24 protein-coding genes and 1 other RNA gene are annotated in these 26,031 nt (G+C 43.3%); 7 read left to right on the top strand and 18 right to left on the bottom strand.

Translation table 11 applies throughout. The annotated features are described in order from the left end of the window. Positions 1-12: 12 nt before the first annotated feature. The 10 genes from HNR41_RS03680 to HNR41_RS03635 form a co-directional block, all read right to left on the bottom strand. Entirely contained in the window at positions 13-621 is a 609-nt protein-coding gene (locus HNR41_RS03680) for an O-methyltransferase (protein ID WP_184281847.1), read from the bottom strand. 102 nt (positions 622-723) lie between these two features. Next, positions 724-1,851, bottom strand: a complete 1,128-nt coding sequence (gene mltG, locus HNR41_RS03675; RefSeq protein ID WP_184281845.1) for an endolytic transglycosylase MltG — start codon at positions 1,849-1,851, stop codon at positions 724-726. Between the two features lie 57 nt (positions 1,852-1,908). Next, positions 1,909-2,214 (bottom strand): DUF1292 domain-containing protein, encoded by a 306-nt coding sequence (locus HNR41_RS03670; protein WP_184281843.1) that lies wholly within the window; start codon positions 2,212-2,214, stop codon positions 1,909-1,911. A 2-nt stretch (positions 2,215-2,216) separates the two neighbouring features. Next, positions 2,217-2,648 (bottom strand): Holliday junction resolvase RuvX, encoded by a 432-nt coding sequence (ruvX, locus tag HNR41_RS03665; RefSeq protein ID WP_184281841.1) that lies wholly within the window; start codon positions 2,646-2,648, stop codon positions 2,217-2,219. Further along, the gene (locus HNR41_RS03660; RefSeq protein ID WP_035808527.1) at positions 2,641-2,904 is read right to left on the bottom strand and encodes an IreB family regulatory phosphoprotein; all 264 of its coding nucleotides are present in this window, start codon (positions 2,902-2,904) and stop codon (positions 2,641-2,643) included. Before HNR41_RS03660 ends, ruvX begins: the two co-directional genes overlap by 8 nt. Positions 2,905-2,962: 58 nt before the next feature. Then, a complete protein-coding gene (gene alaS / locus HNR41_RS03655; protein WP_184281839.1) occupies positions 2,963-5,593 on the bottom strand; it encodes an alanine--tRNA ligase in 2,631 nt (876 codons plus the stop codon). 250 nt (positions 5,594-5,843) lie between these two features. Further along, positions 5,844-8,207, bottom strand: a complete 2,364-nt coding sequence (recD2, locus tag HNR41_RS03650; RefSeq protein ID WP_184281837.1) for an SF1B family DNA helicase RecD2 — start codon at positions 8,205-8,207, stop codon at positions 5,844-5,846. A 6-nt stretch (positions 8,208-8,213) separates the two neighbouring features. Continuing rightward, positions 8,214-8,858: a tetratricopeptide repeat protein gene (locus tag HNR41_RS03645; RefSeq protein ID WP_221432840.1), complete on the bottom strand. Its 645-nt coding sequence runs from the start codon at positions 8,856-8,858 to the stop codon at positions 8,214-8,216. After that, on the bottom strand, positions 8,858-9,961 hold the full coding sequence (mnmA, locus tag HNR41_RS03640; protein WP_184281835.1) for a tRNA 2-thiouridine(34) synthase MnmA: 1,104 nt from the start codon (positions 9,959-9,961) through the stop codon (positions 8,858-8,860). The genes HNR41_RS03645 and mnmA overlap by 1 nt, the downstream gene beginning before the upstream one ends. Positions 9,962-9,991: 30 nt before the next feature. Further along, positions 9,992-11,125 carry a cysteine desulfurase family protein gene (locus HNR41_RS03635; protein ID WP_184281833.1) on the bottom strand — a complete coding sequence of 378 codons (1,134 nt, stop codon included), beginning with the start codon at positions 11,123-11,125 and terminating at the stop codon, positions 9,992-9,994. A gap of 127 nt (positions 11,126-11,252) precedes the next feature. Between HNR41_RS03635 and HNR41_RS03630 the strand changes: the two genes are divergently transcribed. Next, positions 11,253-12,260, top strand: coding sequence for an LLM class flavin-dependent oxidoreductase (locus tag HNR41_RS03630; RefSeq protein ID WP_184281831.1), 1,008 nt, complete (start codon positions 11,253-11,255; stop codon positions 12,258-12,260). A 610-nt stretch (positions 12,261-12,870) separates the two neighbouring features. On the opposite strand, the gene HNR41_RS03625 is transcribed toward HNR41_RS03630, so the two are convergent. The 4 genes from HNR41_RS03625 to HNR41_RS03610 all read right to left on the bottom strand — a co-directional run bounded on the left by HNR41_RS03625 (position 12,871) and on the right by HNR41_RS03610 (position 16,520). Beyond that, complete coding sequence (locus HNR41_RS03625; protein WP_184281829.1) at positions 12,871-13,308, bottom strand: DUF2188 domain-containing protein; 438 nt, start codon at positions 13,306-13,308, stop codon at positions 12,871-12,873. Between the two features lie 65 nt (positions 13,309-13,373). Further along, complete coding sequence (gene thrB, locus HNR41_RS03620) at positions 13,374-14,246, bottom strand: homoserine kinase (RefSeq protein WP_184281827.1); 873 nt, start codon at positions 14,244-14,246, stop codon at positions 13,374-13,376. Position 14,247: 1 nt separating this feature from the next. After that, positions 14,248-15,309, bottom strand: a complete 1,062-nt coding sequence (gene thrC, locus HNR41_RS03615) for a threonine synthase (RefSeq protein WP_184281826.1) — start codon at positions 15,307-15,309, stop codon at positions 14,248-14,250. Between the two features lie 2 nt (positions 15,310-15,311). After that, entirely contained in the window at positions 15,312-16,520 is a 1,209-nt protein-coding gene (locus HNR41_RS03610) for a homoserine dehydrogenase (RefSeq protein WP_184281823.1), read from the bottom strand. Positions 16,521-16,665: 145 nt separating this feature from the next. Here HNR41_RS03610 and HNR41_RS03605 point away from each other — a divergent pair, with 145 nt between their 5' ends. Beyond that, positions 16,666-18,018 (top strand): aspartate kinase, encoded by a 1,353-nt coding sequence (locus HNR41_RS03605; RefSeq protein WP_184281821.1) that lies wholly within the window; start codon positions 16,666-16,668, stop codon positions 18,016-18,018. Positions 18,019-18,093: 75 nt separating this feature from the next. Beyond that, positions 18,094-19,779, top strand: a complete 1,686-nt coding sequence (locus HNR41_RS03600; protein ID WP_184281819.1) for an ABC1 kinase family protein — start codon at positions 18,094-18,096, stop codon at positions 19,777-19,779. A 73-nt stretch (positions 19,780-19,852) separates the two neighbouring features. On the opposite strand, the gene HNR41_RS03595 is transcribed toward HNR41_RS03600, so the two are convergent. Further along, positions 19,853-20,269: an RrF2 family transcriptional regulator gene (locus HNR41_RS03595; RefSeq protein ID WP_184281817.1), complete on the bottom strand. Its 417-nt coding sequence runs from the start codon at positions 20,267-20,269 to the stop codon at positions 19,853-19,855. Positions 20,270-20,352: 83 nt separating this feature from the next. Between HNR41_RS03595 and HNR41_RS03590 the strand changes: the two genes are divergently transcribed. Next, entirely contained in the window at positions 20,353-21,651 is a 1,299-nt protein-coding gene (locus HNR41_RS03590) for a replication-associated recombination protein A (protein ID WP_184281816.1), read from the top strand. A gap of 198 nt (positions 21,652-21,849) precedes the next feature. On the opposite strand, the gene ssrS is transcribed toward HNR41_RS03590, so the two are convergent. Both ssrS and HNR41_RS03580 read right to left on the bottom strand, forming a co-directional pair. Next, positions 21,850-22,044, bottom strand: a non-coding RNA gene (ssrS, locus tag HNR41_RS03585) — 6S RNA. Between the two features lie 59 nt (positions 22,045-22,103). Next, the gene (locus tag HNR41_RS03580) at positions 22,104-22,799 is read right to left on the bottom strand and encodes a Crp/Fnr family transcriptional regulator (RefSeq protein ID WP_184281814.1); all 696 of its coding nucleotides are present in this window, start codon (positions 22,797-22,799) and stop codon (positions 22,104-22,106) included. A gap of 120 nt (positions 22,800-22,919) precedes the next feature. Here HNR41_RS03580 and HNR41_RS03575 point away from each other — a divergent pair, with 120 nt between their 5' ends. From HNR41_RS03575 to HNR41_RS03565, 3 genes are read left to right on the top strand one after another with little or no spacing between them, the layout of a single operon-like run. Next, positions 22,920-23,084, top strand: coding sequence for a cytochrome c oxidase subunit 2A (locus HNR41_RS03575; protein ID WP_184282915.1), 165 nt, complete (start codon positions 22,920-22,922; stop codon positions 23,082-23,084). Positions 23,085-23,095: 11 nt separating this feature from the next. Further along, the gene (locus HNR41_RS03570) at positions 23,096-23,587 is read left to right on the top strand and encodes a cytochrome c oxidase subunit II (protein WP_184281812.1); all 492 of its coding nucleotides are present in this window, start codon (positions 23,096-23,098) and stop codon (positions 23,585-23,587) included. Then, complete coding sequence (locus HNR41_RS03565) at positions 23,580-25,256, top strand: b(o/a)3-type cytochrome-c oxidase subunit 1 (RefSeq protein ID WP_184281810.1); 1,677 nt, start codon at positions 23,580-23,582, stop codon at positions 25,254-25,256. The genes HNR41_RS03570 and HNR41_RS03565 overlap by 8 nt, the downstream gene beginning before the upstream one ends. 23 nt (positions 25,257-25,279) lie before the next feature. Here HNR41_RS03565 and HNR41_RS03560 read toward each other — a convergent pair whose 3' ends face one another. Then, positions 25,280-26,014 carry a YwaF family protein gene (locus tag HNR41_RS03560; protein WP_184281808.1) on the bottom strand — a complete coding sequence of 245 codons (735 nt, stop codon included), beginning with the start codon at positions 26,012-26,014 and terminating at the stop codon, positions 25,280-25,282. Positions 26,015-26,031: the final 17 nt, after the last annotated feature.

Raw genomic sequence — 26,031 nt, 5'->3', positions numbered from 1 at the left:
TGTTACACACCCTTAGTAAATTACGAGCAAGCCGTCGCCGACATTTAAAAATGAAGTCGTATACTCGCTGTCTTTCATTGCCTGGTTAAATGCTCTGACTTTATCCCGCAGCTTGCGCTTATTTTTATTCTCGACGTTATCATCCGCAATAAGTCCGCGGACAAAAATATTGTCGACGATAATTAAAGCGCCTTCAGTTAAATGTTCTTTGTATTTATCAAAAAACAACTGATTGTTTCCTTTGGATGCATCGATAAAAAGAAAGTCGAATTGAGCATCTCCGAGTTCAGCCTCTTTAGCATCTGCTAAAATCGTTTTAATATTTTCACTGTATTCGCTGGCACCGATATTCTGATTGGCAATTTCATGACTCGCTTCATCTTTTTCAATCGTCGTTACATGAACGCCTTCAGCAGCACTTGCAAAATGCAGTGCACTGTAGCCGATTGCCGTACCGATTTCCAGAATATTTTTGGCACCTTTAATTGCGATGTACTGTTTAACAACGTTCAGTGCATCGCTGTCTATTATCGGTACGCGTTTTTCCATTGCGTACTTGTGAATAGCAGGGAACAACTCTTCATTCGTATTTAAATCTTTGACATAATTTATAAGTTCCATCTAATCACCATATACAAAAAATACAACTGATAACATAAGTTATCAGTTGTTAATCCATTACAAAAGATAGTACCATATTCAGCCCTTTTTGAAAAGAGCTGATTACTGGTTATCTATATATTTCTCTCTGTTTGCAAGATGCTCGTCATAAGTTTCCGCGAAGTGGTTATTCCCTTCACTGTCAGCGAGGAAGTAGTAATAATCAGTATTCGACGGGTTCATTGTGCTCTGCAGTGATTCCTGCCCCGGAGCTGCGATTGGTCCCGGCGTCAGTCCCTTGTTTAAATATGTGTTATAAGGGTCTTCAACTTCAAGGTCTTCATACAGCACGACTTCCTGATGCTCACCGAGAGCATATAGTACAGTCGGGTCTGTCTGCAGCGGCATTGCCGGGTTAACAGACATACGGTTTAAGAATACACTCGCAATACGGGAACGGTCAGCAAGCGACGTTGCTTCTTCTTCTATAAGAGAAGAGAATGTCAGAAACTCGTGGAATGTAAGATCCATTGGTTCGCCTTCATACGTAATCGTATATTCAGGAATTGATGTATACAGGTTGTAGCTGTTCTGCTGTGTTGCAGTCAGCATGTTTCTTACAAGCTGCTTTAAATCAGGTTCCTCCGTAGTAATATCATACGTTGCAGGATATAAGTATCCTTCAAGCGGATATTTAATATCTTCAGCCAGAATTTCATCTGTCAGCATTTCAGGGTATTCCGCGATCAGCTCATTAATGAATTCTTCATCTTCCATCAGCGTCATAAAATCTTCTGCTGATACCGGCAAGTTATTTTCAAGCTGGGCAGCGGTTTCCTGAAGCGTGTAGCCTTCCGGTACTGTTACACGGTGCAGCACTTCCTGGTAAATCGTTCCGGATTCAAGCGTTCTTGCAATCTGCTCGAAATCCATCGCAGGCGACATCTGATATGTCCCTGCCTGGTAGCTTGAAATACTGTTCAGACGTAAATATAGCTCAAACATCGTACCATTTTTAACGATGCCCTGTTCTTCAAGAATATCTCCGATGTCTCCCGCGGAGTATCCCTCGTCGATTGAGAGTTCCACTGTTTCTGTCGAATCCTCATCTACTGGCTGCAATCCGCCGCGTATGTATAAAAAGGCGGAGATAATACCGATAACAATAACAATAAGCAGTGCCAGCACGATGAACAGAGTCAGGTACGATGAAACATTTTTAGAAAATTTAACATCATCGTATTTACTCATGTGTTTCTCCTATCTGAAAAAATAGCTTCCAATACTAATATTGGAAGCTGAATAATTTTACTCGTCGTAGTCGTCCATCTGTGTGTTAACTACTTCTTCAATCATGTCCCACTCGCCGTCAGTTTCAACAGGCAGGAATTTGCCGCCGTCGCCGTCTTCGTCAGGTACGTTAATCATTGGAATAAGCTCGATGTCTTCTTCCTCATCGCTGAAGTTACCTTCTTCAGCCAGGATTACGTAGTTTTTATCGAAATCCGGGTGGTAAAACTCTAACATTTTACGGTAAAGTACCTCTGAACCGTCCTCATCATAAAGTGTAAGAAGTTCTTCTTCTTTGTTGAACTCAGTGTTTTCTTCGCTCATAATTATGCTCCTTTGTTGGGGTTATCCAAATAGCCCTGTAATATAAATACTGCTGCCATCTTATCGATAACCGCTTTTCTTTTCTTGCGTGATAAATCAGCTTCCAGCAGGGATCTTTCAGCTGCCACAGTACTCAGCCGCTCATCCCACAGAGTAATTTTAACATCTGTGAGTTCAAGCGCAAGTAATTTAGCAAAATGCTGTGATCTTTCCCCGCTTTCGCCGATTGAGTTGTTCATATTCTTAGGCAGTCCGACAACAATTGTATCCACTTCGTTCTCTTTCGCTATTTCAACTACCTGGTCTATACCGTAATCACCGGCATGCGTATTGATTTTAAGCGTTGTAAGTCCTTGAGCTGTCCATCCCAGTGCATCGCTTAAAGCTACACCGATTGTTTTTGTGCCTACATCAAGCCCAAGAATTCTAACCATTTATCTCTTTGGAAACATAGTTTTTAACTAAAACTTCCATTATTTCATCGCGTTCAACGTGGCGGATCTGGTTACGTGCTTCATTATGACGCGGAATATAGGCTGGATCTCCGCTTTGAAGGTAACCGACGATTTGATTAATAGGATTATAGCCGCGTTCTTCCAATGTGTTATAAACGTTAGTGAGTACCGCTTTTACGTTTTCTTCTTTACGCTCATCAACACTGAACTTCATTGTTTTATCGAACTGGTCCACAAAAAGCACTCCTGTTCTTACTTCTGTATTTAGTGTTAATTATATCATTTTAAAGGGCTTAAAGAAAATCTTTAATATACTCGTCAACAAACTGTAATGCTGCTGTTATACTTTCGATATTTGTACCGCCGCCCTGGGCCATGTCCGGACGGCCGCCGCCTTTACCGTCAACGATGTTCGCCATGCCCTTCATAATATCTCCTGCACGGACTTTGGACGTTAATTCTTTAGGTACTGTAACAACAAGTGACACTTTACCGCCTGTTACCGCTGCAAGTGCTACGATTGCATCCTGATTTTGCGATTTAATCAGATCCATCTGGGCACGGAGGTCTTTTGCATCTCCCGCTTCAACTTCTTTTCTAATGACAGATACGCCGTTTACATCGACAGTCGCATCGCTTAAATCATTAAGTTTTGACTGCTGCAGCTCAGCTTTCAGCTTATCGTAAGCATCCTGAAGTTCTTTCTTCTCTTCAAGAATCTGTGCAATTCTGTGTTCCACATTGCCGGTTTTGGACTTAACCGTGTCTGCGATGTTTTCAACAGTTGCTTCATGCTCTTTATAAAGTGCAACAGCATGCCTGCTCGTTACAGCTTCAATACGTCTGATTCCTGCACCGATTCCGCTTTCCGAAACAATTTTAAACACGCCGATATCAGCTGTGTTTCTTACATGGATACCGCCGCACAGTTCAACTGAATACTGTTCGATATTAACAACACGTACAACATCGCCGTATTTCTCGCCGAATAGTGCCATCGCACCTTTTTCTTTCGCTTCTGCAATCGGCATTTCTGCGATTGAAACGTTTAAGCCGGCATAGATTTTTTCATTGACGATATTTTCAATTTCAGCAAGCTGCTCTTTACTTAACGACTCCAGATGAGAGAAGTCAAAACGAAGGCGTTCAGCCTGTACGAGAGAACCCGCCTGGTTCGCATGTTCACCGATAACATTTTTTAATGCCTGGTGCATTAAGTGAGTTGCTGTATGGTTCTTCATTACGAAGTTACGTTTCTCCCTGTTAACTTCAAGCGTGTATGACGAGCCGGCGGTTAACGTCCCTTCAACGACACGGATAACGTGGACATTCTGGCCGTTAGGTGCTTTATAAACGTAATCGACTTCAGCTTTGCCGTGCTCATTTGAAATAGTCCCTGTATCTGCAATCTGTCCCCCGCTCTCAGCGTAGAACGGTGTTTCAGCAAAAATAACTTCAACAGACTCTTCACCGCTGTATTCATTAACAATCTTATCGTCCGAAACGATATAAAGAAGACTGCTTTCAGCTTCAGTATTTTCGTAACCTGTGAAAATGCTCTCGTCAGTAATGCTGTGGAATGTTTCCGACTGCACCTGCATTGAATCTCCCGCTTTACGTGCCTGTCTTGCACGTTCCTTCTGAGCTGTCATTTCCTCATTGAAGGCAGCTTCATCAACTGCCAGTCCGTCAAGCCCCGCATATTCAACTGTCAGTTCAAACGGAAATCCGTACGTGTCATACAGTTTGAACGCGTCTTTACCTGCGATTGTTTTATCGCCCTCAAGTGCACGGTCACGGAGACTCTGGTAAATTTTAATTCCGTCATCAAGTGTTGCAAGGAATCTTTCCTCTTCACCTTTAACAACATCTTTAATGAATGATGCTTTTTCTTTGACGTTCGGATAAAATCCGCCCATCACATCTCCGACAACATCAACCAGATTAAACATAAATGCTTTGTCGATTTTCAGCTCTTTACTGAACCGCACGGCACGGCGGATTAATCTGCGGAGTACGTAACCGCGTCCTTCGTTTGAAGGCAGTGCGCCGTCCGCAATTGCGAATGTTACCGTTCTGATATGGTCCGAGATTACTTTGAATGCAGTATCCAGTTCATCCGATTCGCCGTATTTTTGACCGCTGACTTTTTCAACTTCTGCGATAATCGGTGTAAACAGATCTGTATCAAAGTTAGTTTTAGCATCCTGGATGACGCTGACAATACGCTCGAGCCCCATACCTGTATCAATGTTCTGCTTAGGGAGCGGTGTGTAGCTGCCGTCCTTGTTATGGTTAAACTCACTGAACACCAGGTTCCAGATTTCAAGATAGCGTTCGTTCTCGCCGCCCGGATACATTTCCGCGAGCGGTGTGACCGTATCGTAATCCTCGCCGCGGTCATAGAAAATTTCACTGTTCGGTCCGCATGGTCCTTCACCGATATCCCAGAAGTTGCCTTCGATACGGATAATGCGTGATTCATCCAGTCCGATAATATCTTTCCATATATTCAGGGCATCTGTATCTTCAGGATGCACTGTAACGTAAAGCAGTTCCGGATCAAAGCCGATCCAGTCATTGTGTGTCAGGAATTCCCACGCACGCACGATTGCTTCTTCTTTAAAGTAGTTGCCGATGGAAAAGTTTCCGAGCATTTCAAAGAACGTATGGTGGCGTGCAGTGAAGCCGACGTTTTCGATATCGTTTGTACGGATTGCTTTCTGCGCGTTAACGATACGCGGATTTTTCGGGACAACACGTCCGTCAAAGTATTTCTTGAGCGTAGCAACTCCCGAGTTAATCCACAGCAGTGAATCATCATCGATCGGTACGAGCGGTGCGCTCGGTTCAACCATATGATCATGTGCTTTAAAATAATCTAAAAACATCTGGCGTACTTCATTGCCTGTTAATTTTTTCATAGTTATCACTCCTGTAATTTTATAAAATAATACAAAAAAAACCGCCCCTTGAAAAAGGGACGATTGTTACCGCGGTACCACCCAAATTATGACTGTGTCATCACTTTAGCTTTTCTTAAACTGACTGAAATTCAGCACATATACGGGTTATCATTGTTTTCACCGGCCACAATGTCTCTGGAAGTAAATACCGCATATTCAAAATTTCAGCTTTTATTAAGTTCAATTATAATTTTTTAATCAATTAGTGTCAAACAAATTCATACGGAGTCACACTGTCCATGCCGATCATCGGATCGACCGCCATGTTCTCAACCATTTCTTCTGTTAAATATTCCGGAAGTTCCTCCGGGTCATCTTCGTATACTTTGCAGTACTTCTTTAGGAACTGCTGCAGCATTGTGTTTCTCGGAATGCCTTCTCGTTTAATTCCGCCGTAGAATGCATTGGCGTCACCGCACAGAATAAGCGATTCCTTCGCACGTGTAATTCCTGTATAAATAATATTCTTTATCAGCATATGATAATAGCTTGAAACAATCGGCATAATAACAATCGGATACTCACTGCCCTGCGCTTTATGAATACTCGTACAGTATGCATGCGACAGTTCGGTTAAGTCACTGCGCTCATATGCAATTTTAGTATTGTCATAGTCGACAACCAGCGTGTCTTTATCAACATCATCTGTTTCTTTAAAGTAAATACCGTCAATAATACCTGAGTCGCCGTTAAAAATATTATCTTCTGTCCGGTTAATCAGCTGAATGACTTTGTCGCCTGTACGGAATATTTTATCTCCGAACTGAAGCTCTGCTTTGTCTTCGGATCCGGGGTTTAAAATTTTCTGTAGCAGCTGGTTCAATGTATTGATGCCCGCCGGGCCTCTGTAAATCGGAGCCAGTACTTGTATATCGCGCATATCATAACCTTTGTTCACTGCTTTTGACACGACAGTATCCACGACTTCGGCAATCTGGTCCGTTCCGGCAGGAATAAACAGCCTGTCTTTAAACTTGTCGCCGATGTTCATCGGCACGCCTTTGTCTATATCGTATGCCAGTTTAACGATGGATGACCCTTCGCCCTGACGGTAAACCGTATCGAGAATCGTCGTTTTAATTGTTCCTGAACCGATTAAATCTTTAAATACAGTTCCCGGTCCTACGGACGGCAGCTGTGCACTGTCACCTACAAATACAAGTTTTGTATGCGGCATGACGTTTTGCATAAACTGATAAAACAGCCACGTGTCCACCATCGACATTTCATCGATGATGATCAGTTCCGCTTCAATTTCATTGTCGATAATATCGTCAACTGCAGTATCCTGTCCCCAGCCGATCAGTCTGTGAATCGTGCTGGCTTCAATACCTGATGTGTCGGCCATACGCTTCGATGCCCGGCCCGTCGGTGCAACGAGTTTAATCGGATAATCCTTCGGTTCATATGAATCGTAATCTTCGTATTCAAAGATTTCCTGATACAAAGTAATAATTCCTTTAACGATTGTCGTCTTTCCCGTTCCGGGTCCCCCTGTTATAATAGACACTTTTTCAGTCAGTGCATTTAATATCGCATCACGCTGATTATCGTTGTAATCAATGGACAGTGTTTTTTCAATATCCTTCACAACATCTTTAGCATCATCGACATCTATTTCATCGTGATTGTGTGACAGAATATGACTGACCTTCTCTGCAGCCTTATGTTCCGAGTAATATATATTAGGCAGTGTCACACGGTCATCTGTTATAATCAGCTTTTTGTTCAGTGCAAGCTGTTCAACTGCAACTGCGACATCGTCACCCATGAAATACATACCTGCAGTATTTAAACGTTCAAGTGTTTTCTCTGTCAGTTCATCGTGCATAATAAACGTGTGCCCGATACTCGTAATCTCATCGTTTAATGTAAACATGACACCGGCAACGAGGCGTTCGGGATCGCTTGGTGCGATACCTGCATTGATAGCAATCTGATCGGCTTTCTTAAAACCGATGCCGAAAATATCACTGACGAGCTGATACGGATGGTTCTGCAGCACATTCAGTGTATCTTCCTTATATGTATCGATAATCTTCGAACGTTTTGACGGCTCGATGTTCAATTTAATCATTAAGAGATATGCTTCATCAGCAACATTGGAGCTGCGCACCGTTTCAATAATCTGCAGCTTTTTCGCTTTCGTCAGTCCTTTAACTTCATTCAGCGCATTATCGTCTTTGGCAATTATGCTCAGTGCATCAAGGCCCAGTGCGTCGACGATCTTTTCTGCTGATTTCGTTCCGATGCCCGGAAATTTATCACTTGAGAAATACTGCACGAGCCCGTGGCTCGTATTTGGTATTTCCTTTTTAAATTCCGCAGCACTGAACTGTTCACCAAAACGTGCATGCTGTGTTACTTTACCGGTAAATCTGTAGCTTTCAGTTTCCTGAATATCATGGAAATGACCGGTAACAATCGCATCCTCTTTAAACTGAGTGTTCGTTTTTGACACATTAACACGCAGCACGTGAAACCGCGTATCTTCACTCATGAAGATTACACGGTCCACGTCCCCGACTATATAAAGTTCATCATAAATAGATGTCTGTGCATCCTGTGTCATAATGATCTACCCCAGCTCTTCAAATTTTTTCAATGCATGGTGTGCCAGATGATGATCAGGCTGTATTTCTGCTGCGCGCTTAAAGTGACTGCGTGCCGCTTCGATGTCTTCGTCTTTCATATATGTTGCGAGTCCGAGATTATACTCGGCATCTGCGTGTTCTGTTTTTTCTGTTACAGACTGCAGAAGTTTCTGAGCCGGTTCATACTGTTCCAGCTGGCACAGTGTCAGGCCGTATTCAAAACTGATATCTGTATCTTCAGGCTCATTTTTATGTGCAGTTTCAAAAAATGGAATACTCATTGCAAAGTCACCTGTATTTACATAAGAACGGGCAATCATAAAATTCAGATCGCCGTCTTCGAAATGTTTATCGTAAACGTTTAAATAAAGCACGAGTGCTTCTTTATAGCGTTCAGCGTTAAAGTACAGATTTGCAAGCGTATAACCTGCACTGAAACTGTCTGGCTTCAGCACAAGCGCCTGCTGCAGAAAACGTTCTGCTTCCTCTATTTTACCAATACTGCTTAAGACCACTGCACCATTAATATAGTGAGTTTCGTCTTTCGGATTTTCATCGATTGTTTTAAAAATCAGTTCCAGCGCTTTTTCGTATTCTCCTGATTCAATGTGTTTCTGATATTCAAACATTATGCCAGGTACTCCAATTCTTCACCGTTACGGAATACTTTATCGATTGTTGCACCGCCGATTACCGTGTCACCGTCGTATAAAACTACAGCCTGTCCGGGCGTTACCGCACTTGCGCTGTCGTATGATACTTCGATTTGATCTTCTCCAAGCACCTTGACAGATACAGGTACATCTTTTTGACGGTATCGGAATTTCGCAGTGCAGTCGAATGAATCTGCAACCGGATTGATAAAGTTCACTTCGCTTGCAATGAGACTCGTAGAAATCAGTGCTTCGTGATTATCTCCCTGAACGACGTATAATTCATTAGTTTCAAGGTTTTTACCTGCCACGAAGTATGGACCGCCGTCTCCGCCGATTCCAAGACCCTGGCGCTGGCCGATTGTGTAATACATCAGCCCGTCGTGCCTGCCTTTGTCTTCTCCTGTTTCCATATTGATCATGCGTCCCGGGTTTGCCGGTAGATAGTTGCTTAAGAACTCTTTAAAGTCTCTTTCGCCGATAAAGCAAATACCTGTAGAGTCTTTTTTATCTTTCGTTGCAAGATCATATTTGTGTGCCAGTTCGCGCACTTCCGGTTTTTCAAGATGTCCTAACGGGAACAGTGTTCTCGACAGCTGTTCCTGAGTGAGCTGGTTTAGGAAGTAAGTCTGGTCTTTGTTGTTATCCACACCTCTTAGCATCTGCACTCCGTTTTCATCGTGAATGACACGTGCATAGTGACCTGTTGCCACATAGTCTGCACCGAGCTTCATTGCATGATCTAAAAATGCTTTGAATTTAATTTCCTTGTTGCACATTACGTCCGGGTTCGGCGTACGTCCTTTTTTATACTCATCCAGGAAATACTGGAATACGCGGTCGTGGTATTCTTTCTCAAAGTTTACAGAGTAATACGGAATACCGATTTCTTCTGCAACGAGTCTCACATCTTCATAATCATTCGTCGCTGTACATACTCCGAACTCATCTGTATCATCCCAGTTTTTCATAAAAATTCCGACGACGTTGTAACCTTCTTCGAGGAGCAGTTTTGCCGTTACCGAAGAATCGACGCCTCCGCTCATTCCAACAACAACAGTCGTGTCTTTATTAGTCATTAAAAATACTTCCTTTCCTAATCCTTAAAATTATATAAATCCGTGTTTGCTGAGACCTGTATAAATAGTTTTCAATTTTTCTGCGATATATTTCATATCATCTTCCGTCAGCTGTTCACCAAAGCTGAAACGGATTGAGCTGCCTGCACGGTTTTCATCGTACATTGCTTTAATTACATGCGAAGGCTGCACAGTGCCGGCGTTGCATGCTGAACCGCCCGATGCATAAATCCCTGCCATATCCATCGCTGTCAGCAGATACTCCGACGTGCTCCACGGAAAGTACACATTGACGATATGGTTCGTCTGAGTATGAATGTCACCGTTGACTTCAAATGGTACTTCCTGTTTTTCAAGCTCTGTGAGCAGCGTTTCTTTTAACGTTTTAAGCACCTCAGTGTTTTCTTCGCGTTTATCATCCGCCTGCTCCACTGCTTTCATCATTGCATGTGCATACAGAGTATTCTCCGTACCTGCACGGCGTTCACGCTCCTGTGAACCGCCTGTAATCATTCTTTTCAGATGGGTATTGCGTTTGACGTACAGTACGCCGATGCCTTTCGGTGCATGCAGTTTATGGCCGCTCATTGTCAGGAAGTCACAGTTCAATGCTTCGACATCGATCGGCAGCTGTTTAAATGCCTGTACTGCATCGACATGCAGCAGTGCAGTGCTGTCTTTCATCGTTTCTGCAATTTCAGCCATCGGCTGAATTGTGCCCGTTTCATTATTCACCATAATAATCGATACGAGTTTCGTTTCTTCTGTCAGAGCACTTTTCAGTTCATCAATGCTGATCTGTCCGTTTTCATCGACGTTTAAATATGTCACGTCGCACGTCTCTTCCAGTTCAGCGTATGTTTCTTTAACAGAAGCATGTTCAACCTTCGTCGTAATAATATGAGGTTTATTGTAAAAGCCTGCAGCACTTTTAATAACTGTATTATTCGCTTCCGTTGCACTGCCGGTAAATACAATTTCATCCGGATACGCGTTCAGACGTTTCGCAATCATTTTACGCGACGTTTCGTAAAAAGCTTTCGCCTCTTTACCGATACGGTGAATGCTTGACGGATTACCGAATTTACCCGCCGAGTCCAGCATACTTTTTAAAATTTCTTCATCTATAGGAGTCGTGGCTGCATAATCCACATAAATTGACATGTTATCCCTACCCATCATCTACTTTTAATTCTTATAGATTTTACCACGTTCAGGCAGATATTTATACTTTTCTGTTTGATTATAAGAGAATACTAATATGATAGATAATTTACCTGGAGGTTTCAAGATGACAAGAAAATTAAATATATCAGTGCTGAATTTAGTACCTGTCCGTGAAGGCTCGAATGCCACAGGCGCATTTGAAGATATGATAAAACTTGCAAAGCACGTGGACGGTTCAAGCTATCAGCGCTACTGGGTATCAGAACACCACAATATGGTGTCGGTTGCATCAAGTGCGACAAGACAGCTGATTCAGCACATACTTCAAAATACTGAGCACCTTCGTGTCGGGAGCGGCGGAGTTATGCTGCCGAACCATTCACCATATATTGTTGCTGAAGAATTCGGTACACTTCATGCGATATTCGGTGACCGTCTGGACCTCGGTCTCGGCCGTGCACCAGGTACGGATATGCTGACTGCCAATGCAATCCGCCGTAATAACCACGAAGGCGTATTTTCATTTAAAGATGAAATTGAAGAACTGCAGAGATATTTATCAGACTCAGGCACTTCTTTAATTGCATATCCCGGCGCCGGCACTGAAATCCCGGTATACGTACTCGGCTCATCTACAGACTCTGCACATATCGCAGCTCGCCTCGGACTGCCGTACGCATTCGCTGCACACTTTGCACCCGCGCAGATGAAAGAAGCATTCGAAATTTATGAAAATAACTTCAAGCCGGGTAAACAGTTATCCGAACCGTATAAAATGGTATCGAACAACGCCATTCTTGCAGATACGAAAGCACAGGCTGAATATCTGGCAACGACGCACTATAAGACAATACTCGGACTCATCCGAAACCACCGCAATCAGCTGCCGCCGCCGGTAGATTCAATGGACGGCATCTGGTCACCGCGTGAAGAACAGGCGATTAACAGCTCATTCCCGATTCAGTTCTTCGGTACGAAAGAAGACGCGGTTGAGCAGCTGAAAGACTTTCAGAAACAATTTGATGTCGATGAAATTATTGTGACTGCATATATTTATGACATGGATCAATTATTGAAATCATATGACTTATTTGAACAAGCCGTGAAGGAATATAACGAGGAAATTGAATAGGATTTTTTGTGAGACAGCAGGATTGCCTTTTATTGTGAGGCGGTTCTGCTGTTTTTTGGAGAATGGGGTGACTTAAAGTACGACGCCATCTCGCCGTCGTATTCCAACGCCTCTTGAAGTACGACGCCGCTTCGCCGTCGTATTCCAACGCCTCTTGAAGTACGACGCCGCTTCGCCGTCGTATTCCAAACCCTCTTAAAGTACGACGCCGCTTCACCGTCGTATTCTAACGCCTCTTGAAGTACGACACCGTTTCACCGTCGTATTCTAACGCCTCTTGAAGTACGACGCTACTTCACCGTCGTATCCCAAACCGTCTTAAAGTACGACGCCGCTTCGCCGTCGTATCCCAACCCCTCTTAAAGTACGACACCGCTTCGCCGTCGTATCCCAACCCCTCTTAAAGTACGACACCGCTTCGCCGTCGTATCCCAAACCCTCTTAAAGTACGACGCCGCTTCGCCGTCGTATCCCAAACCCTCTTAAAGTACGACGCCGCTTCGCCGTCGTATCCCAACCCCTCTTGAAGTACGACACCGCTTCACCGTCGTACCTCAATTAATTTTTACAAACAAAAAAGGGCTGATTATCAGCCCTTCCTAAATTAAATCTATTCTTTTTTACCGTCTTTCGTATAAGTCACGACATTGGATTCTTTGTTCTCCGCAATTTCACGGGCGCGCTCCACAGCTTCATTTTTATACTTGTAAGTTCCGGCTGCGCGCTCTGCTTTAACGGATTTTACTGTCCATTCTTCTTTTTCATCGTCATATTTCACTTCGACGTCTTCATCGAGCAGGTCAGGATTGGCGCTGTCTGTGTCATGCGAATCATTCTTCGACGGATTTGCTTCTTTTTTAAATTCTTTTAATTCTTTGTCCGATGCGTTTTCATACCAGTCTTTACCTTCCGAAGTCGCAATCGGAATTGCGCGTTCTTCACTGTATCCGCTGTCTAAAAGCGCATTTGCAATGTCGATTATTTTTTTACGCTGGAGTTCGTCAAAGTTCTTCAGTGAGTCGGGATAGTCCTGCATATTCCAAGCCATGATATCAGTCCTCTATTATAATAATTTAACTTATATCACTTTTCCCTTTTAACTGGTTACTAAACTCACACTTTCGTATATACATTAAGGATTTCATGGTGTACGTCTTTCACAGACTGCAGACTTTCAAGCACTTTATCCAGCGTGTCTTCTTCTGACAGTGTCAGCACCGTCGGTCCTGCTCCGCTGATTACGGTAGCAAGCGCACCTGCTTCCAATGCTTCTTTTTTAATATCATCAAATTCTTTAATTAACGGCTGACGATATGGTTCATGGAAACTGTCTTTCATCATCAGCTCGCCCATCAGACGGTAGTCTTTATTGTGGAGTGCAAGAATCATCACATTGGCAAGTGCGTTCTGTGCCACCGCTTCGCCTCTCGTATAGGCGTTCGGCAGTACATCGCGCGCTTCTTCTGTATTGATTTCATACTCCGGCACACTGACAATCAGTCCGATATTATCGAGGTTTAAATGGTAATAAAACAACTCGCCGTCCCGGTAATATCCTACAAATGCACCGCCTGTAATACACGGTCCGATGTTGTCAGGATGACCTTCGATCTCACAGCCGAGCAGCACTTTATGGTAATCTGTTAAGTTCAGCTCCAGAAAATGGTTTGCGATTTCAATTCCCGCTACAATCGCACTCGATGATGAGCCGAGTCCGTGGGATAAAGGTATTTCGCTCTGCATTTCAATATGCAGTGACGGCAGTTCCCTGCCATATTTTCGAGCAATATTACGTGCTGTCGTGAACACTAAATTCGTTTCATCCGACGGCAGCACGGATAATGCAAAGTCTTTAAATGACACTTTGAACGTGTCGGAAAGGTTCGCTTCTATATAAAGGAATTTATTAACAGCAACACCGATTGAATCAAATCCAAGTCCGAGGTTTGCACTCGATCCCGGGATTTTCAACGATAAATCAGCCATGTTACTGCTCCAGACTTTCAATGTATTCTACGATAACTTTCTCATCCATCGGCAGTTTCTTCGGCTGATCCAGCGCAACTTCCATCGCTGTATCCGGATCTTTCAGTCCGTTCCCTGTTAAGACAGTGACGACTGTCGCACCTTTTTCAATGCTGCCGTTTTCAACTGATTTAATGACACCTGCTAGTGATGCGGCAGATCCCGGCTCACAAAATACACCTTCAGAAGATGCCACACGTTTATACGCTGATAAAATTTCATCATCTGTTACCGAATCGATTTTACCGCCGGATTCGTCGCGTGCCGCCGCTGCTTTGTCCCAGCTTGCAGGATTCCCGATACGGATTGCCGTACCGACAGTTTCAGGGTTTTCAATTATTTTATCTTTAACGATTGCCGCTGAACCTTCCGCTTCAAAACCGTACATTTTCGGCAGTGCCGAACCTTTTTTCTCGTTGTACTCTTTAAAACCTTTCCAGTACGCTGCAATATTTGCTGCGTTGCCGACAGGTATACATAAGTAATCCGGGGCTTTTCCTAAAGCATCAACAATTTCGAACGACGCCGTCTTCTGGCATTCGATACGATAAGGGTTTAATGAGTTAACCAGTTCAATACCGTCGTTTTCTTCGGAAATCTTACGGACGATTTTCAGCGCATCGTCAAAGTTTCCGTCAATCGTTACTGTTTTCGCACCGGACATCATTGCCTGTGTAACTTTACCGATGGCAACTTTGCCCTCCGGCAGAATAACGATTGAATTTAAACCGGCGCGTGCTGCATATGCCGAAGCTGCAGCAGACGTATTCCCTGTCGATGCACAAATTACTGTATGCGCACCGTCTTCTTTTGCTTTTGCAACTGCGAGCACCATGCCGCGGTCTTTAAATGAACCTGTCGGGTTTAGCCCTTCGAACTTCGCGTGAAGTTCAATACAGAGTTCCTCCGACAGTTTTTCTAATTTAATTAATGGAGTATTTCCTTCATACAAAGTCAATTCCGGTGTATTTTCTGTTACTGGTAAATATTCTTTATATTCTTTTAAGACACCCTGCCAAGTCATGATTATTCAGCTCCATTTATTTTGTATACCGCGGCAACCGCGAATTTATCTTTAACCTGCTGTAATACTGTACCGCTCATTTTAACCGTTCGAAACGCTGATCCTTTCGTATCAATAATTTCAAACTGCACATCCTGTGATGAGAGGAATGATTGAACATCATGCAGCGGTTCGTTAAATCTTAAGTAGTATGCACTGTCCGGAAGTTCTTCAGCCTGCACACCGCTTTCTTCAGGCACAGCTTTCGCTTTCGCCGCAATGACAGCACTGTTGATCATATCGCTGACTACAGCAGATGCTGTTTCATAACTCCCTGCACCCGGTCCGTAGAACATTGCTTCACCGATCATATTGCCGTTAACGAACACAGCGTTCTTTTCATAGTGCACATTCGCCAGCTGGTGCGTTGTTTCAACAAATATCGGTTCAACTGCAAGATTGTATTTGCCATCAAGATCCTCTGCAACACCTAAAAGCTTTAATGTTAAACCGGCACTTTTTGCCAGCTCAATATCTTTAATGTCCACACCTGAAATACCATTTAAATTCACCTGGTCAAGCGAGAACTTTTTATCGAATGCAAGACGTGCAAGAAGCAGTGTTTTACGCGCCGCATCAATGCCTTCAACGTCAGCTGTCGGATCCGCTTCAGCGTAGCCGATTGCCTGCGCCTCTTTTAATGCATCATCGTACTCCCAGCCGTCAAACGCCATTTTCGATAAAATGTAGTTCGTTGTGCCGTTTAATATACCCATTACTTTTGAAATCTTATTCGCATTTAAACTGTGCTGCATCGTATGAATAATCGGGATACCGCCGGCAACAGCCGCTTCGTAGTATAATGCCGTATTATTTTGTACAGCCGTTTTTTCAAGTTCATCGATATGAACAGCAAGCATATCTTTGTTTGCCGTCACTACCGGAATACCTTTTTGTAAAATTCTATTGATAATATCTTTCGTGCTGTCAATGCCGCCCATTACTTCTACAACAAGATCGATATCTGCATTTTCAATTTCCGTAATATCATCGGTCACCCGAATGTCTGACACATCAGCGGTTCTGGTTTTCGTCGTATCCGTAACCAAAACGTGGGTAATCGTAAATTTCACCCCTGACGATGAATGTATCAAGTCTTCGTTTTCTCGTATTAAATTAACGACGCCGCTGCCCACGGTGCCCATGCCGAGTAAAGCAATTTTCTTATTCATAGTGACCTCCAATATTAATTAGTATAAACACTTATATTAGAGCCGTTCAGAAAAAAATTCAAGCTATATTCTGAAAACTCTACACTTTTCTAAACTTTTCATGTATTATAAGACCCTAAAACTAATATAAAAAAAGGTGTTTAATATGAAAGTAGCTAAATTTGGTGGAAGTTCCCTATCTAATGCAACACAAATCCAGAAAGTCGCATCCATAGTCCAAAACGATAAAGACATTAAAACCATTGTCGTGAGCGCGCCCGGCAAAAGACACGATGACGATGTAAAAGTTACCGACATGCTTATCGCACTGCACACGAACAAAGTTACAGGTCTCGATACTGAGGATGCATTAAGCGAAATTCTGAGACGTTACGAGTCGATTATCGATGAATTATCCATCGACCGTTCGCTGCTCGATGATTTCGAACGTACTTTACGCGACTATTTAACAGCAATTGAAGATGAAGAGGCGCTGCTCGATGCACTGAAATCACGCGGTGAGGATTTTAACGCCCGTCTGATCAGCACGTACTTCCAGTCGCTCGGCTTCAGCGCAAAATATGTATCACCGGAAGAAGCAGGAATTAAAGTAACCAATACACCTGCCAACGCCCGTCTGATTCCTTCGTCATACGATGACATTAATAAATTAAAAGATTATCCCGAAGACGTTCTCGTCATTCCCGGCTTCTACGGTATTTCAGATAACGGCAATATCGTGACATTCGCCCGCGGCGGCTCCGATATTACAGGTGCCATTATTGCCCGCGGTATCCGTGCGGACTTATACGAAAACTATACGGATGAGTCTCATATATATGCTGCACATCCGGGTATTATCGATGAGCCGTATCAAATTGAGGAAATTACATATCGTGAAATGCGTGAACTTGCGTATGCCGGGTTCGGCATTTTCCACGATGAAGCACTGGAGCCGCTCTATCAGGAAAAAATCCCTGTAATGATCCGCAATACGAATGCACCTCATATTGAAGGCACTAAAATAGTTCCGGAACGCGAACTTGATCCGAATATCCCGGTAATCGGCTTCAGCTGTGATGAAGGATTTACGTCTATCTCGCTGCATAAGTATTTACTGAATAAGGAAGTCGGTTTTACACGGCGCATTTTGCAGATTCTGGAAGACTATCATATTTCTTATGAACATATGCCTTCCGGTATCGATGACATTTCGATTATTATGCGCTCCAATCAGTTCGAAAATAATGACTCACTCGATAAAATCATCGGGGAAATTAACCTTCAGCTTGAACCGGAATGGATTGAAGTTGAAGATGATCTGAGCATGCTCTTTATCGTAGGTCTCGGGATGGCCCGCCAGGTCGGGATTGTCAGCCGCGTGACAGCAGCTCTTGCCGGGGAAAAGGTCAATATCCGTATGATGAACCAGGGCTCTACCGAGTACAGTATGATGTTTGCAATTAAGACAAAAGATCACGAACCGTCAATCAAAGCATTGTTCAAAGAGTTTTTCTAAGGGATTATCCTTTAACTAAAATACGGACACATCTATAATAGGCAGTAGTATTTAAACTTTAGGAGTGACCGGCTTATGAGTCTTCAGACACGGGTAAATTATATTAACCGCTACCGTGAAATTGCGATGCAGTTTTCTAAAAGCGGACTCGGCTTTCTTATAGAAGAAATCGGCCTGGACCGTGTAATTTCAATGCCGAGGCGGATTATACTGCGCCAGCAGAACGAAGAAGTTCTCGAGAAGACATATGCGGAAAGAATCCGTATTTTTATCGAAGAGATGGGAACGACGTTTATTAAGCTCGGCCAGATTGCCTCGACAAGAGCGGATTTACTGCCGCCGGACTTAATCCGCGAACTGGAAAAGCTGCAGAGTCATGTGGCGCCCTTTCCTGCAGAAGAAGCCCGCAGATTAATTGAGGAATCACTGGAAGCGCCGATTGATGAACTCTTTATGATTTTTAATGATAAACCTGTCGGTTCTGCTTCAATTGGGCAGGTTCACCGCGCAATGCTCCATACAGGTGAAGATGTTGCTGTTAAAATCCAGCGTCCCAATATTGAAAAGACTGTCCGTACGGATCTTGAAATTCTCCGTCACCTGGCAGTACTGGCTGAATCGAATCTTGAATGGGCGCGCAACTATCAGGTAACAGATATGATTGAAGAGTTTTCTGATGCACTGATTAACGAGCTCGACTATACGATCGAAGCACGCAACGTTGAACGCATTGGTAAAACGCATAAAAATGACAGCAAAATTAAGATTCCCGAGATTTACTGGGAATACTCTACAAAAAACATCATGGTCATGGACTTTATTAAAGGTGTCCCTGTAAACAATCTTGTGAAGCTCGATGAAATGGGCATAAACAGAAGTGATGTTGCGAACACGCTGGCAAGAGCAATATTTCAGCAGATATTCGAAGAAGGATATTTCCACGGCGATCCGCACCCTGGTAACGTCAGCGTGCTTGAAGACGGCACGCTCGCTTTTCTCGACTTCGGTATGATCGGGCGGCTGACCAGTGACTTAAAGAATAACTTCGGGTCTCTGCTCATCTCCCTGATGCGTAAAGATTCAGGCGGTGTCGTAAAAGCAATCGTTAAGATGGGTGTTGTACCGGGAGACGTATCGATGCGCGACTTAAACCGCGAGGCGGAAATTATGCGCGATAAGTATTACGATGTGCCGTTATCAAAACTCAATTTCAGCGATGCGGTAAACGACTTATTCGGCATAGCCAATAAGTATAAAATTAAACTTCCGCAGGACTTTACGATACTTGCGAAAACGCTGTTGACACTGGAAAGTGTGGTCAGCCAGCTCGATCCCGATTTTAGTATTATGGATGTCGCCGAACCTTTCGGCAAAGCATTATTACTGGAACGCTATAATCCTAAAAACCTGCTGAACTTCCAGATCGATGAAATACAGCAGCTCGGAACTGAACTGCGTGAAGTAACAGAAAACGTGCACCAGTTCACAAAAGGTTTAAAAAACCAGAACCTGCCGATAGAAATCGACGTTAAAGGACGCTCGCAATTTTCGAAACATCTGGACAGAGTCATTAACAGACTGTCGTTCAGTATCGTCCTGCTCGCTTTCAGTATTGTAATGGTCGGCTTAATTGTCGGTTCAGCGATACTGGGTGAAGGCAGTATAATCTTCAGAATTCCAATAATCGAAATCGCTGCGATATTCGCAATGGGCATGTTCGCATGGCTGTTGTGGTCCATCGTTAAATCAGGACGGTTTTAGAAACAAAAAAATCGCGCCTGGCTCAATCGAGTCAGGTGCGATTTTTATTATCAATATTGTATTTTAACTGCTGTTAAATATAAAACATATAGCCGTCGAATTCGTCTGTATCATTGTCGACGATATCGTGCAGCGTCGTATGATCCAGCACATCGTTGACTGCATCTCTGATACGTTTCCAGAGGAAACTTTCGTTTTTAGTCTCCTGATCATCTGCATCGACAATCATAATATTTTCTTCAACTGCACTGAAAACCTGTCCGACTGTAATTTCATCGGGTGCGAAGTTCAGTTCATAGCCGCCGTAAGCACCTCTCGTACTTTTCACAAGGCCGTCTTTCTTTAAGTTCGCAACGATCTGCTCTAAATATAAATCACTGATATCGCGCTCTGTCGCTACAGATTTTACACTGCGCTTTTTAACGCCGTAATCTTTCGCCAGAGTCAGCATAAAATACAAACCATATCTTCCGCGAGTGGATATTTTCATTCTTACACCTCAATAATTTTAGTTCATCTGTTCTTTGTATTATAATTAAATATAACATATCTTTTAAAATAAGGTGAAATACTATGAATAAACAACCATTAAGTTACCGAATGCGCCCCGAGTCGATTGACGAAGTCCTCGGCCAGCAGCATCTTGTCGGAAAAGGCGGCATTATCAGAAGAATGGTCGATGCGAAAAGACTCTCTTCAATGATTTTGTACGGCCCGCCCGGCATCGGTAAAACAAGTATCGCGAGCGCTATCGCAGGCTCAACTAAATATAAATTCCGCACGTTAAATGCCGTGACGGATACGAAGAAAGATATGCAGATTGTTGCAGAGGAAGGCAAAATGAGCGGCAGCGTCATTCTGCTGCTGGATGAAATTCATCGTCTCGATAAGGCGAAGCAGGATTTCCTCCTTCCCCATTTGGAAAAAGGTACGATTATTTTAATCGGTGCAACGACTTCAAATCCGTACCATGCCATTAACCCCGCCATTCGTTCAAGAACTCAGATCTTTGAACTGGAGCCGCTGGACACTGCAGACATTAAAACTGCAGTATTCCGGGCTTTGGAAGATAAAGAACGCGGACTCGGTGAACACAATATCGAAATCGAAGACGACGCTGTCGAACACTTTGTGACGTCAGCACACGGAGATGTCCGCAGTGCATTAAACGCATTGGAACTCGCAGCCTTAAGTACTGAAAAAAACGATGATGACGTAATCAAAATAACTTTGCAGGACGCACTCGACTGTATGCAGAAATCCGCATTTTTACACGATAAAGACGGAGATATGCATTACGATGTAATGAGCGGTCTGCAAAAATCAATACGAGGCAGTGACGTGGATGCATCACTGCATTACCTCGCACGGCTGATTGAAGCAGGAGATCTCGTAACAATCGCACGACGTCTGCTCGTTATCAGTTATGAAGACGTCTCACTGGCTAATCCGAATATTGCCTCGCGCACACTCGATGCAATTATCAGCGCAGAACGTCTCGGTTTCCCTGAGGCGAGAATTCCATTATCACAGGCAGTTATCGAACTTGCACTTTCGCCCAAATCGAACACAGCAATTTCAAGTATCGATAATGCATTATCCGACGTCCGTAAAGGACGGGGCGGAGCTGTACCGAGACACCTTCGCGACGGCCATTATAAAGGCGCTAAAGAACTCGGCAACGCGGTCGGATACAAATTCCCTCACAACTACCCTAACCACGTCGTCGCCCAGCAATATCTGCCTGACATGCTGATTAATCAGCGTTACTACAAAGACGACGGTATCAGCAAATACGAAGCATCACTGAACGAAACTTATCACAACTTAAAGAAAATGAACAAAGACAGTGATTACGGCAGAAAAAAATAGAAAATATATGATGTACCCGCCAAATTTGGCGGGTGTTTTTATTGAGGAAGAATTTGTGTGTTTACTGTGTCAAAGAACAACGCTCATTGACCCAGTAAACGCATTATTCCGTTAAAAGCAGCCCGGAATCTTCAAATCCACATCCAAACCTTAAAAATCCCCATAAAAAATAGCCACCAAGTAAACTTGGTGACTACCGAAATACCCAACGTAAGCCGTGTGTTATAGTTGATTATTTTGGCCTGCTATTTGCAGGTGGGTGCCCTGTTTCCGACTCCAAACGTCCTACTTCGTACATAGGCTTGTTTTTTGAAGGAAAACCAATTAAGCTCCCGATAAAAAAAGTGTTAGGTCAAAATATAAGTCAACACATCACGAACTCTTCAGATATTTCTATTAACCTTATAATAACACATAATAACCAGAAGTAAAACAAAAAGCATGAAAGCGCTTTAAAAAACCTGGCAGACGTCTATATGACAGTTCTCACAATTGATTAAATGCCGCAGTTTAACCATATCGTGAATCGTAATAATCTTCTGTTCCACAGAAATAATTCCTTCTCTTTTCAGCTCTCCGAGCAGTCTGTTGACCACTTCTCTTGACGTGCCGCAGATCAGACCCAGTTCCTGGTTCGTAATCTTCGTCGTAATACGCACGCCTTCAGGCACCGTTTCTCCGAAGGAATTCGACAGGCGGATTAAATTCGAGCACAATGCACCCAGTTTTCCATACATCACACTGTCGCGGATTTTAGTAATCGCACGCTGACGATCGATTTCCATCCAGCGCATCCATTCTGTTTTCACATTTTCATTATCCAGCACAAGCATCTCAAATTCTTTCTGCGGCAGTCTGCAGACCGTCACATCGGTCTTCGCTTTTGCCGATGCTGTATGCGCCTTCGGTCCGCAGAACAGTGTGACTGCACCAAAGATGCCCTTTTCTTTTAACAGGTTCGTAGCAAGTTCAGACCCCTCTTCCTGCATTCTGCTGATAAAAACCTGTCCTTTTTGAATTGTATAAATATATGCCGTCGGATCACCCGGATGATAAATAAACTCACCCTTTTTAAACGATATGCTGTTGCCGCTTTTTTCGATCAGGCTGATGAGCTGTTCAGGATAAAAAATGGTTTGATTAGTCATAGTCCGTTCCTCCATCATTTTATTAAATATTATCACAAAGTGTGATATTTATCACTTTTTTCCAAATCAATCTATTTTACAATTTAGCTATACAAAACGTATGGAAAAGAAGGTGAAATCATGACTGAAGAAAAGGACAAAGTAAACACAGAGGAACATGAGCACGATGAGGACAATCATCACAAGCTTGATTTGCGGGGTACTTTTATGATGGTTATGGCAATTGGCGGATTGATGCTCTTAAGCTGGTTCGGCGCATTTATATTATTTATGGAAAGGATGTAAGGTGAACTGATATGCATAAATACGAAAAGATTTGGATTTCACTCGGAACAGCATCTCTTGCAATATTTTTAATTATTTTAGGTATTTCAGCTGTTCACGGCGGACATACTCCGGCGGCAAGCGGGATTGAAACAATACATCCGGAACATATTCGCGAAGACCCGCGTTTTAGTGAACCCGGATTGAAAGAAGCGACAGAAGGCGATCACGATTATGATTTATACTTTATCGCCAGTGCTTTTATGTATGAACCGGGTGAGGTTGACATACCTGCAGGTTCAACTGTGAAAATTCACGTTACAAGTCCCGACGTTGTCCACGGTTTCCAGGTCGTCGGTACAAACATTAACATGATGGCTGAACCGGGATTAATTTCTACATATGAAATGACTTTTGATGAACCCGGGGAACATCTTATTGTCTGTAATGAGTATTGCGGTGTCGGGCATACAGACATGACATCGAAGATTAAAGTCGTAAATGGAGGTACTGATAATGAGTAACTATAACGGTTCTGATATTTTCTCCAGTAAAACAAAAGTAGATGCTAAAGACGGTAAACTCGTCCTGGCAAATATGGCCTGGGTTGCATTTGCTCTGTTCATCGGCGGAACTGCCGGTCTTCTGCAGACGCTTGTCCGTTCAGGTCAGTTCGAACTCCCCTTCGGCATTGGCTACTACCAGCTGTTAACGCTGCACGGCGTTATTCTGGCACTCGTTATGACATTCTTCTTTATAATGGGCTTCCAGATTGCAGCACTTTCCAGAACTGCCGGCTCTCTTAATAATACCGAACGCAGACTCGGCTGGATCGGTTTCTGGGTAATGACAGCCGGCACATTGATGTCTGCAGCGATGATTGCTCTTAACGAAGCATCTGTATTATATACATTTTATGCACCGCTTCAGGCACACGCAATTCATTACATCGGTCTGACGCTCGTTATTGTCGGTACATGGATTTCTGTTGCCGGCCAGCTGATGAGATATTTCAGATGGCGAAAAGAAAATAAAGGACATAAAACACCGCTCTTAAGTTACATGACTGCAATTAACAACGTGATGTGGATCGTGTGTACTATCGGTGTCGCTTCAGCAGTACTGTTTCAGTTTATTCCATGGTCACTCGGCTGGGTCGAGACGATAAACATTTCACTGAGCCGTACGCTGTTCTGGTACTTCGGCCACCCGCTCGTTTACTTCTGGCTGCTGCCTGCCTACATGGTATGGTATGCAATTATCCCGAAAGTACTGGGAACAAAAGGATTTTCCGACAACCTTGCCCGCTTATCATTCGTGCTGTTCCTGTTCTTTAGTATTCCTGTTGGAATTCACCACCAGCTTGTGGATCCGGGAATCGATGCATTCTGGAAAGGACTCCAGGTTGTACTGACATTTATGGTTATTATTCCTTCACTGATGACAGCATTCAGTATGTTCGCGGTATTTGAAACATACGGACGTAAACAGGGCGCAACAGGACTGCTTGACTGGTTCAGGAAGCTCCCATGGACAGATGCACGTTTCGTTCTTGTATTTATCGGTATGCTGTTCTTTATTCCGGGCGGACTTGGCGGTATCATTAACGCTTCCGGCCAGATGAATCAGCTGGTACATAACACGATATGGATTGTCGGACATTTCCACATTACAGTCGGAGCACCGGTTATACTGACGTACTTTGCTGCAATGCTGTTCCTGCTGCCGCATATTACAGGCAGAAAAATTGATAAAATTGCCAACAGACTTGGTCTGTTCCTGGCATATACGTGGGCTCTCGGCATGGGTATTATGTCCCTTGCAATGCACTGGGCAGGTCTTCGCGGCGCACCGAGACGTTCGACATTTTCTGAGTACGGCGGTGCTGAAGTTGCACAGGAATGGATTACTTATCAGGTGATGCAGGCTGTCGGCGGATCGTTCCTGTTTATCGCAATCATTATCGCGATACTGATGTTCCTGAAACTGATTACCGGTCCTAAACAAGCTGAGCCTGAAGAGTTTCCTGTCGCAATGTTTATGGACCAGGACACACCTGTCGTTAAATGGGTCGAAAACTGGAGACTGCTGATTATCATTACTGTATTCTTAATTTTAATCGCTTATACAGTACCGATTACACAGATGTTTACAGAAAATATACCGGGAGCAAAAGGCTTTAAGCTCTGGTAAGCTTCATAAAAAAACACTGGTATTTATACCAGTGTTTTTTCTTCGTTCTTTTCGTTTTTTTCTTTTCCTGCTTTAAACAAATTGACAGTGAGTCTGATAATTAATGCAACGACAACAAAGCCGAGAGCAATTCCGAACATATTCAAAAAGAAGTACACCGGATCGCTTAAGTCGTGCATAAACGGTCTTTCCTCGGTATAGAAATAATTGCTGCCGATAGCATTATTTAAAATATTCATACCTGTTAAATAGACAGCAAACAATATTGCGGACTGGAATGAACCTTTTAAAGAAGGTACAAAACCATGCGTAAAATACCTGATAATCGGATACACGATTATTAAGCTGTGCAGCATAAAGAATGAAATACCCAGCATGTGCAGTGCCGGTGAGATACCGACAGGGTATACGAAAGATGCATATGCAAATAATCCAAAGTAAAAAATTACCTGATCAAGCCATTTCTTTTTAACGAAAAATTGAATAATGATTAAATAGCACACTACTCTGCAAATATGCAGCGGCAGTGAATCCGTTACTGTAAACTCACCGACTATAACGTAATAACTCACGCTGACAATTCGCTGAACTACAGCAAAAACCAGTATACCGAGCATCACATGCCCGGGATTTTCTTTAATTTGATACCTGAACTTAAACAGTAGGAATAAAACAACGGCAATCCCTGCGAGATAAATTACATGGTTATAATCTCCTATTTGTACTGTTTGTGCATTGGGATCAAGAAATGACTGCATATGTGCCTCCTTCAAAA

This window comes from Jeotgalicoccus coquinae, assembly GCF_014207425.1.
In the GTDB taxonomy this organism is placed as follows: Bacteria; Bacillota; Bacilli; order Staphylococcales; family Salinicoccaceae; genus Jeotgalicoccus; species Jeotgalicoccus coquinae.
The sequence above is the reverse complement of the archived record's forward strand: the minus strand, read 5'-3'. Positions and strand labels throughout refer to the sequence as shown.

Coding starts and splice junctions, on each gene's coding strand:
- HNR41_RS03605 (WP_184281821.1), top strand. CDS start 16,666: ATGAAAGTAGCTAAATTTGGTGGAAGTTCCCTATCTAATGCAACACAA.
- thrC (WP_184281826.1), bottom strand. CDS start 15,309: ATGACTTGGCAGGGTGTCTTAAAAGAATATAAAGAATATTTACCAGTA.
- thrB (WP_184281827.1), bottom strand. CDS start 14,246: ATGGCTGATTTATCGTTGAAAATCCCGGGATCGAGTGCAAACCTCGGA.
- HNR41_RS03630 (WP_184281831.1), top strand. CDS start 11,253: ATGACAAGAAAATTAAATATATCAGTGCTGAATTTAGTACCTGTCCGT.
- HNR41_RS03610 (WP_184281823.1), bottom strand. CDS start 16,520: ATGAATAAGAAAATTGCTTTACTCGGCATGGGCACCGTGGGCAGCGGC.
- HNR41_RS03645 (WP_221432840.1), bottom strand. CDS start 8,858: ATGTTTGAATATCAGAAACACATTGAATCAGGAGAATACGAAAAAGCG.
- HNR41_RS03635 (WP_184281833.1), bottom strand. CDS start 11,125: ATGTCAATTTATGTGGATTATGCAGCCACGACTCCTATAGATGAAGAA.
- HNR41_RS03595 (WP_184281817.1), bottom strand. CDS start 20,269: ATGAAAATATCCACTCGCGGAAGATATGGTTTGTATTTTATGCTGACT.
- HNR41_RS03625 (WP_184281829.1), bottom strand. CDS start 13,308: ATGGCTTGGAATATGCAGGACTATCCCGACTCACTGAAGAACTTTGAC.
- recD2 (WP_184281837.1), bottom strand. CDS start 8,207: ATGACACAGGATGCACAGACATCTATTTATGATGAACTTTATATAGTC.
- HNR41_RS03580 (WP_184281814.1), bottom strand. CDS start 22,799: ATGACTAATCAAACCATTTTTTATCCTGAACAGCTCATCAGCCTGATC.
- mnmA (WP_184281835.1), bottom strand. CDS start 9,961: ATGACTAATAAAGACACGACTGTTGTTGTTGGAATGAGCGGAGGCGTC.
- HNR41_RS03590 (WP_184281816.1), top strand. CDS start 20,353: ATGAATAAACAACCATTAAGTTACCGAATGCGCCCCGAGTCGATTGAC.
- ruvX (WP_184281841.1), bottom strand. CDS start 2,648: ATGGTTAGAATTCTTGGGCTTGATGTAGGCACAAAAACAATCGGTGTA.
- HNR41_RS03600 (WP_184281819.1), top strand. CDS start 18,094: ATGAGTCTTCAGACACGGGTAAATTATATTAACCGCTACCGTGAAATT.
- HNR41_RS03560 (WP_184281808.1), bottom strand. CDS start 26,014: ATGCAGTCATTTCTTGATCCCAATGCACAAACAGTACAAATAGGAGAT.
- HNR41_RS03575 (WP_184282915.1), top strand. CDS start 22,920: ATGACTGAAGAAAAGGACAAAGTAAACACAGAGGAACATGAGCACGAT.
- mltG (WP_184281845.1), bottom strand. CDS start 1,851: ATGAGTAAATACGATGATGTTAAATTTTCTAAAAATGTTTCATCGTAC.
- HNR41_RS03670 (WP_184281843.1), bottom strand. CDS start 2,214: ATGAGCGAAGAAAACACTGAGTTCAACAAAGAAGAAGAACTTCTTACA.
- alaS (WP_184281839.1), bottom strand. CDS start 5,593: ATGAAAAAATTAACAGGCAATGAAGTACGCCAGATGTTTTTAGATTAT.
- HNR41_RS03680 (WP_184281847.1), bottom strand. CDS start 621: ATGGAACTTATAAATTATGTCAAAGATTTAAATACGAATGAAGAGTTG.
- HNR41_RS03570 (WP_184281812.1), top strand. CDS start 23,096: ATGCATAAATACGAAAAGATTTGGATTTCACTCGGAACAGCATCTCTT.
- HNR41_RS03565 (WP_184281810.1), top strand. CDS start 23,580: ATGAGTAACTATAACGGTTCTGATATTTTCTCCAGTAAAACAAAAGTA.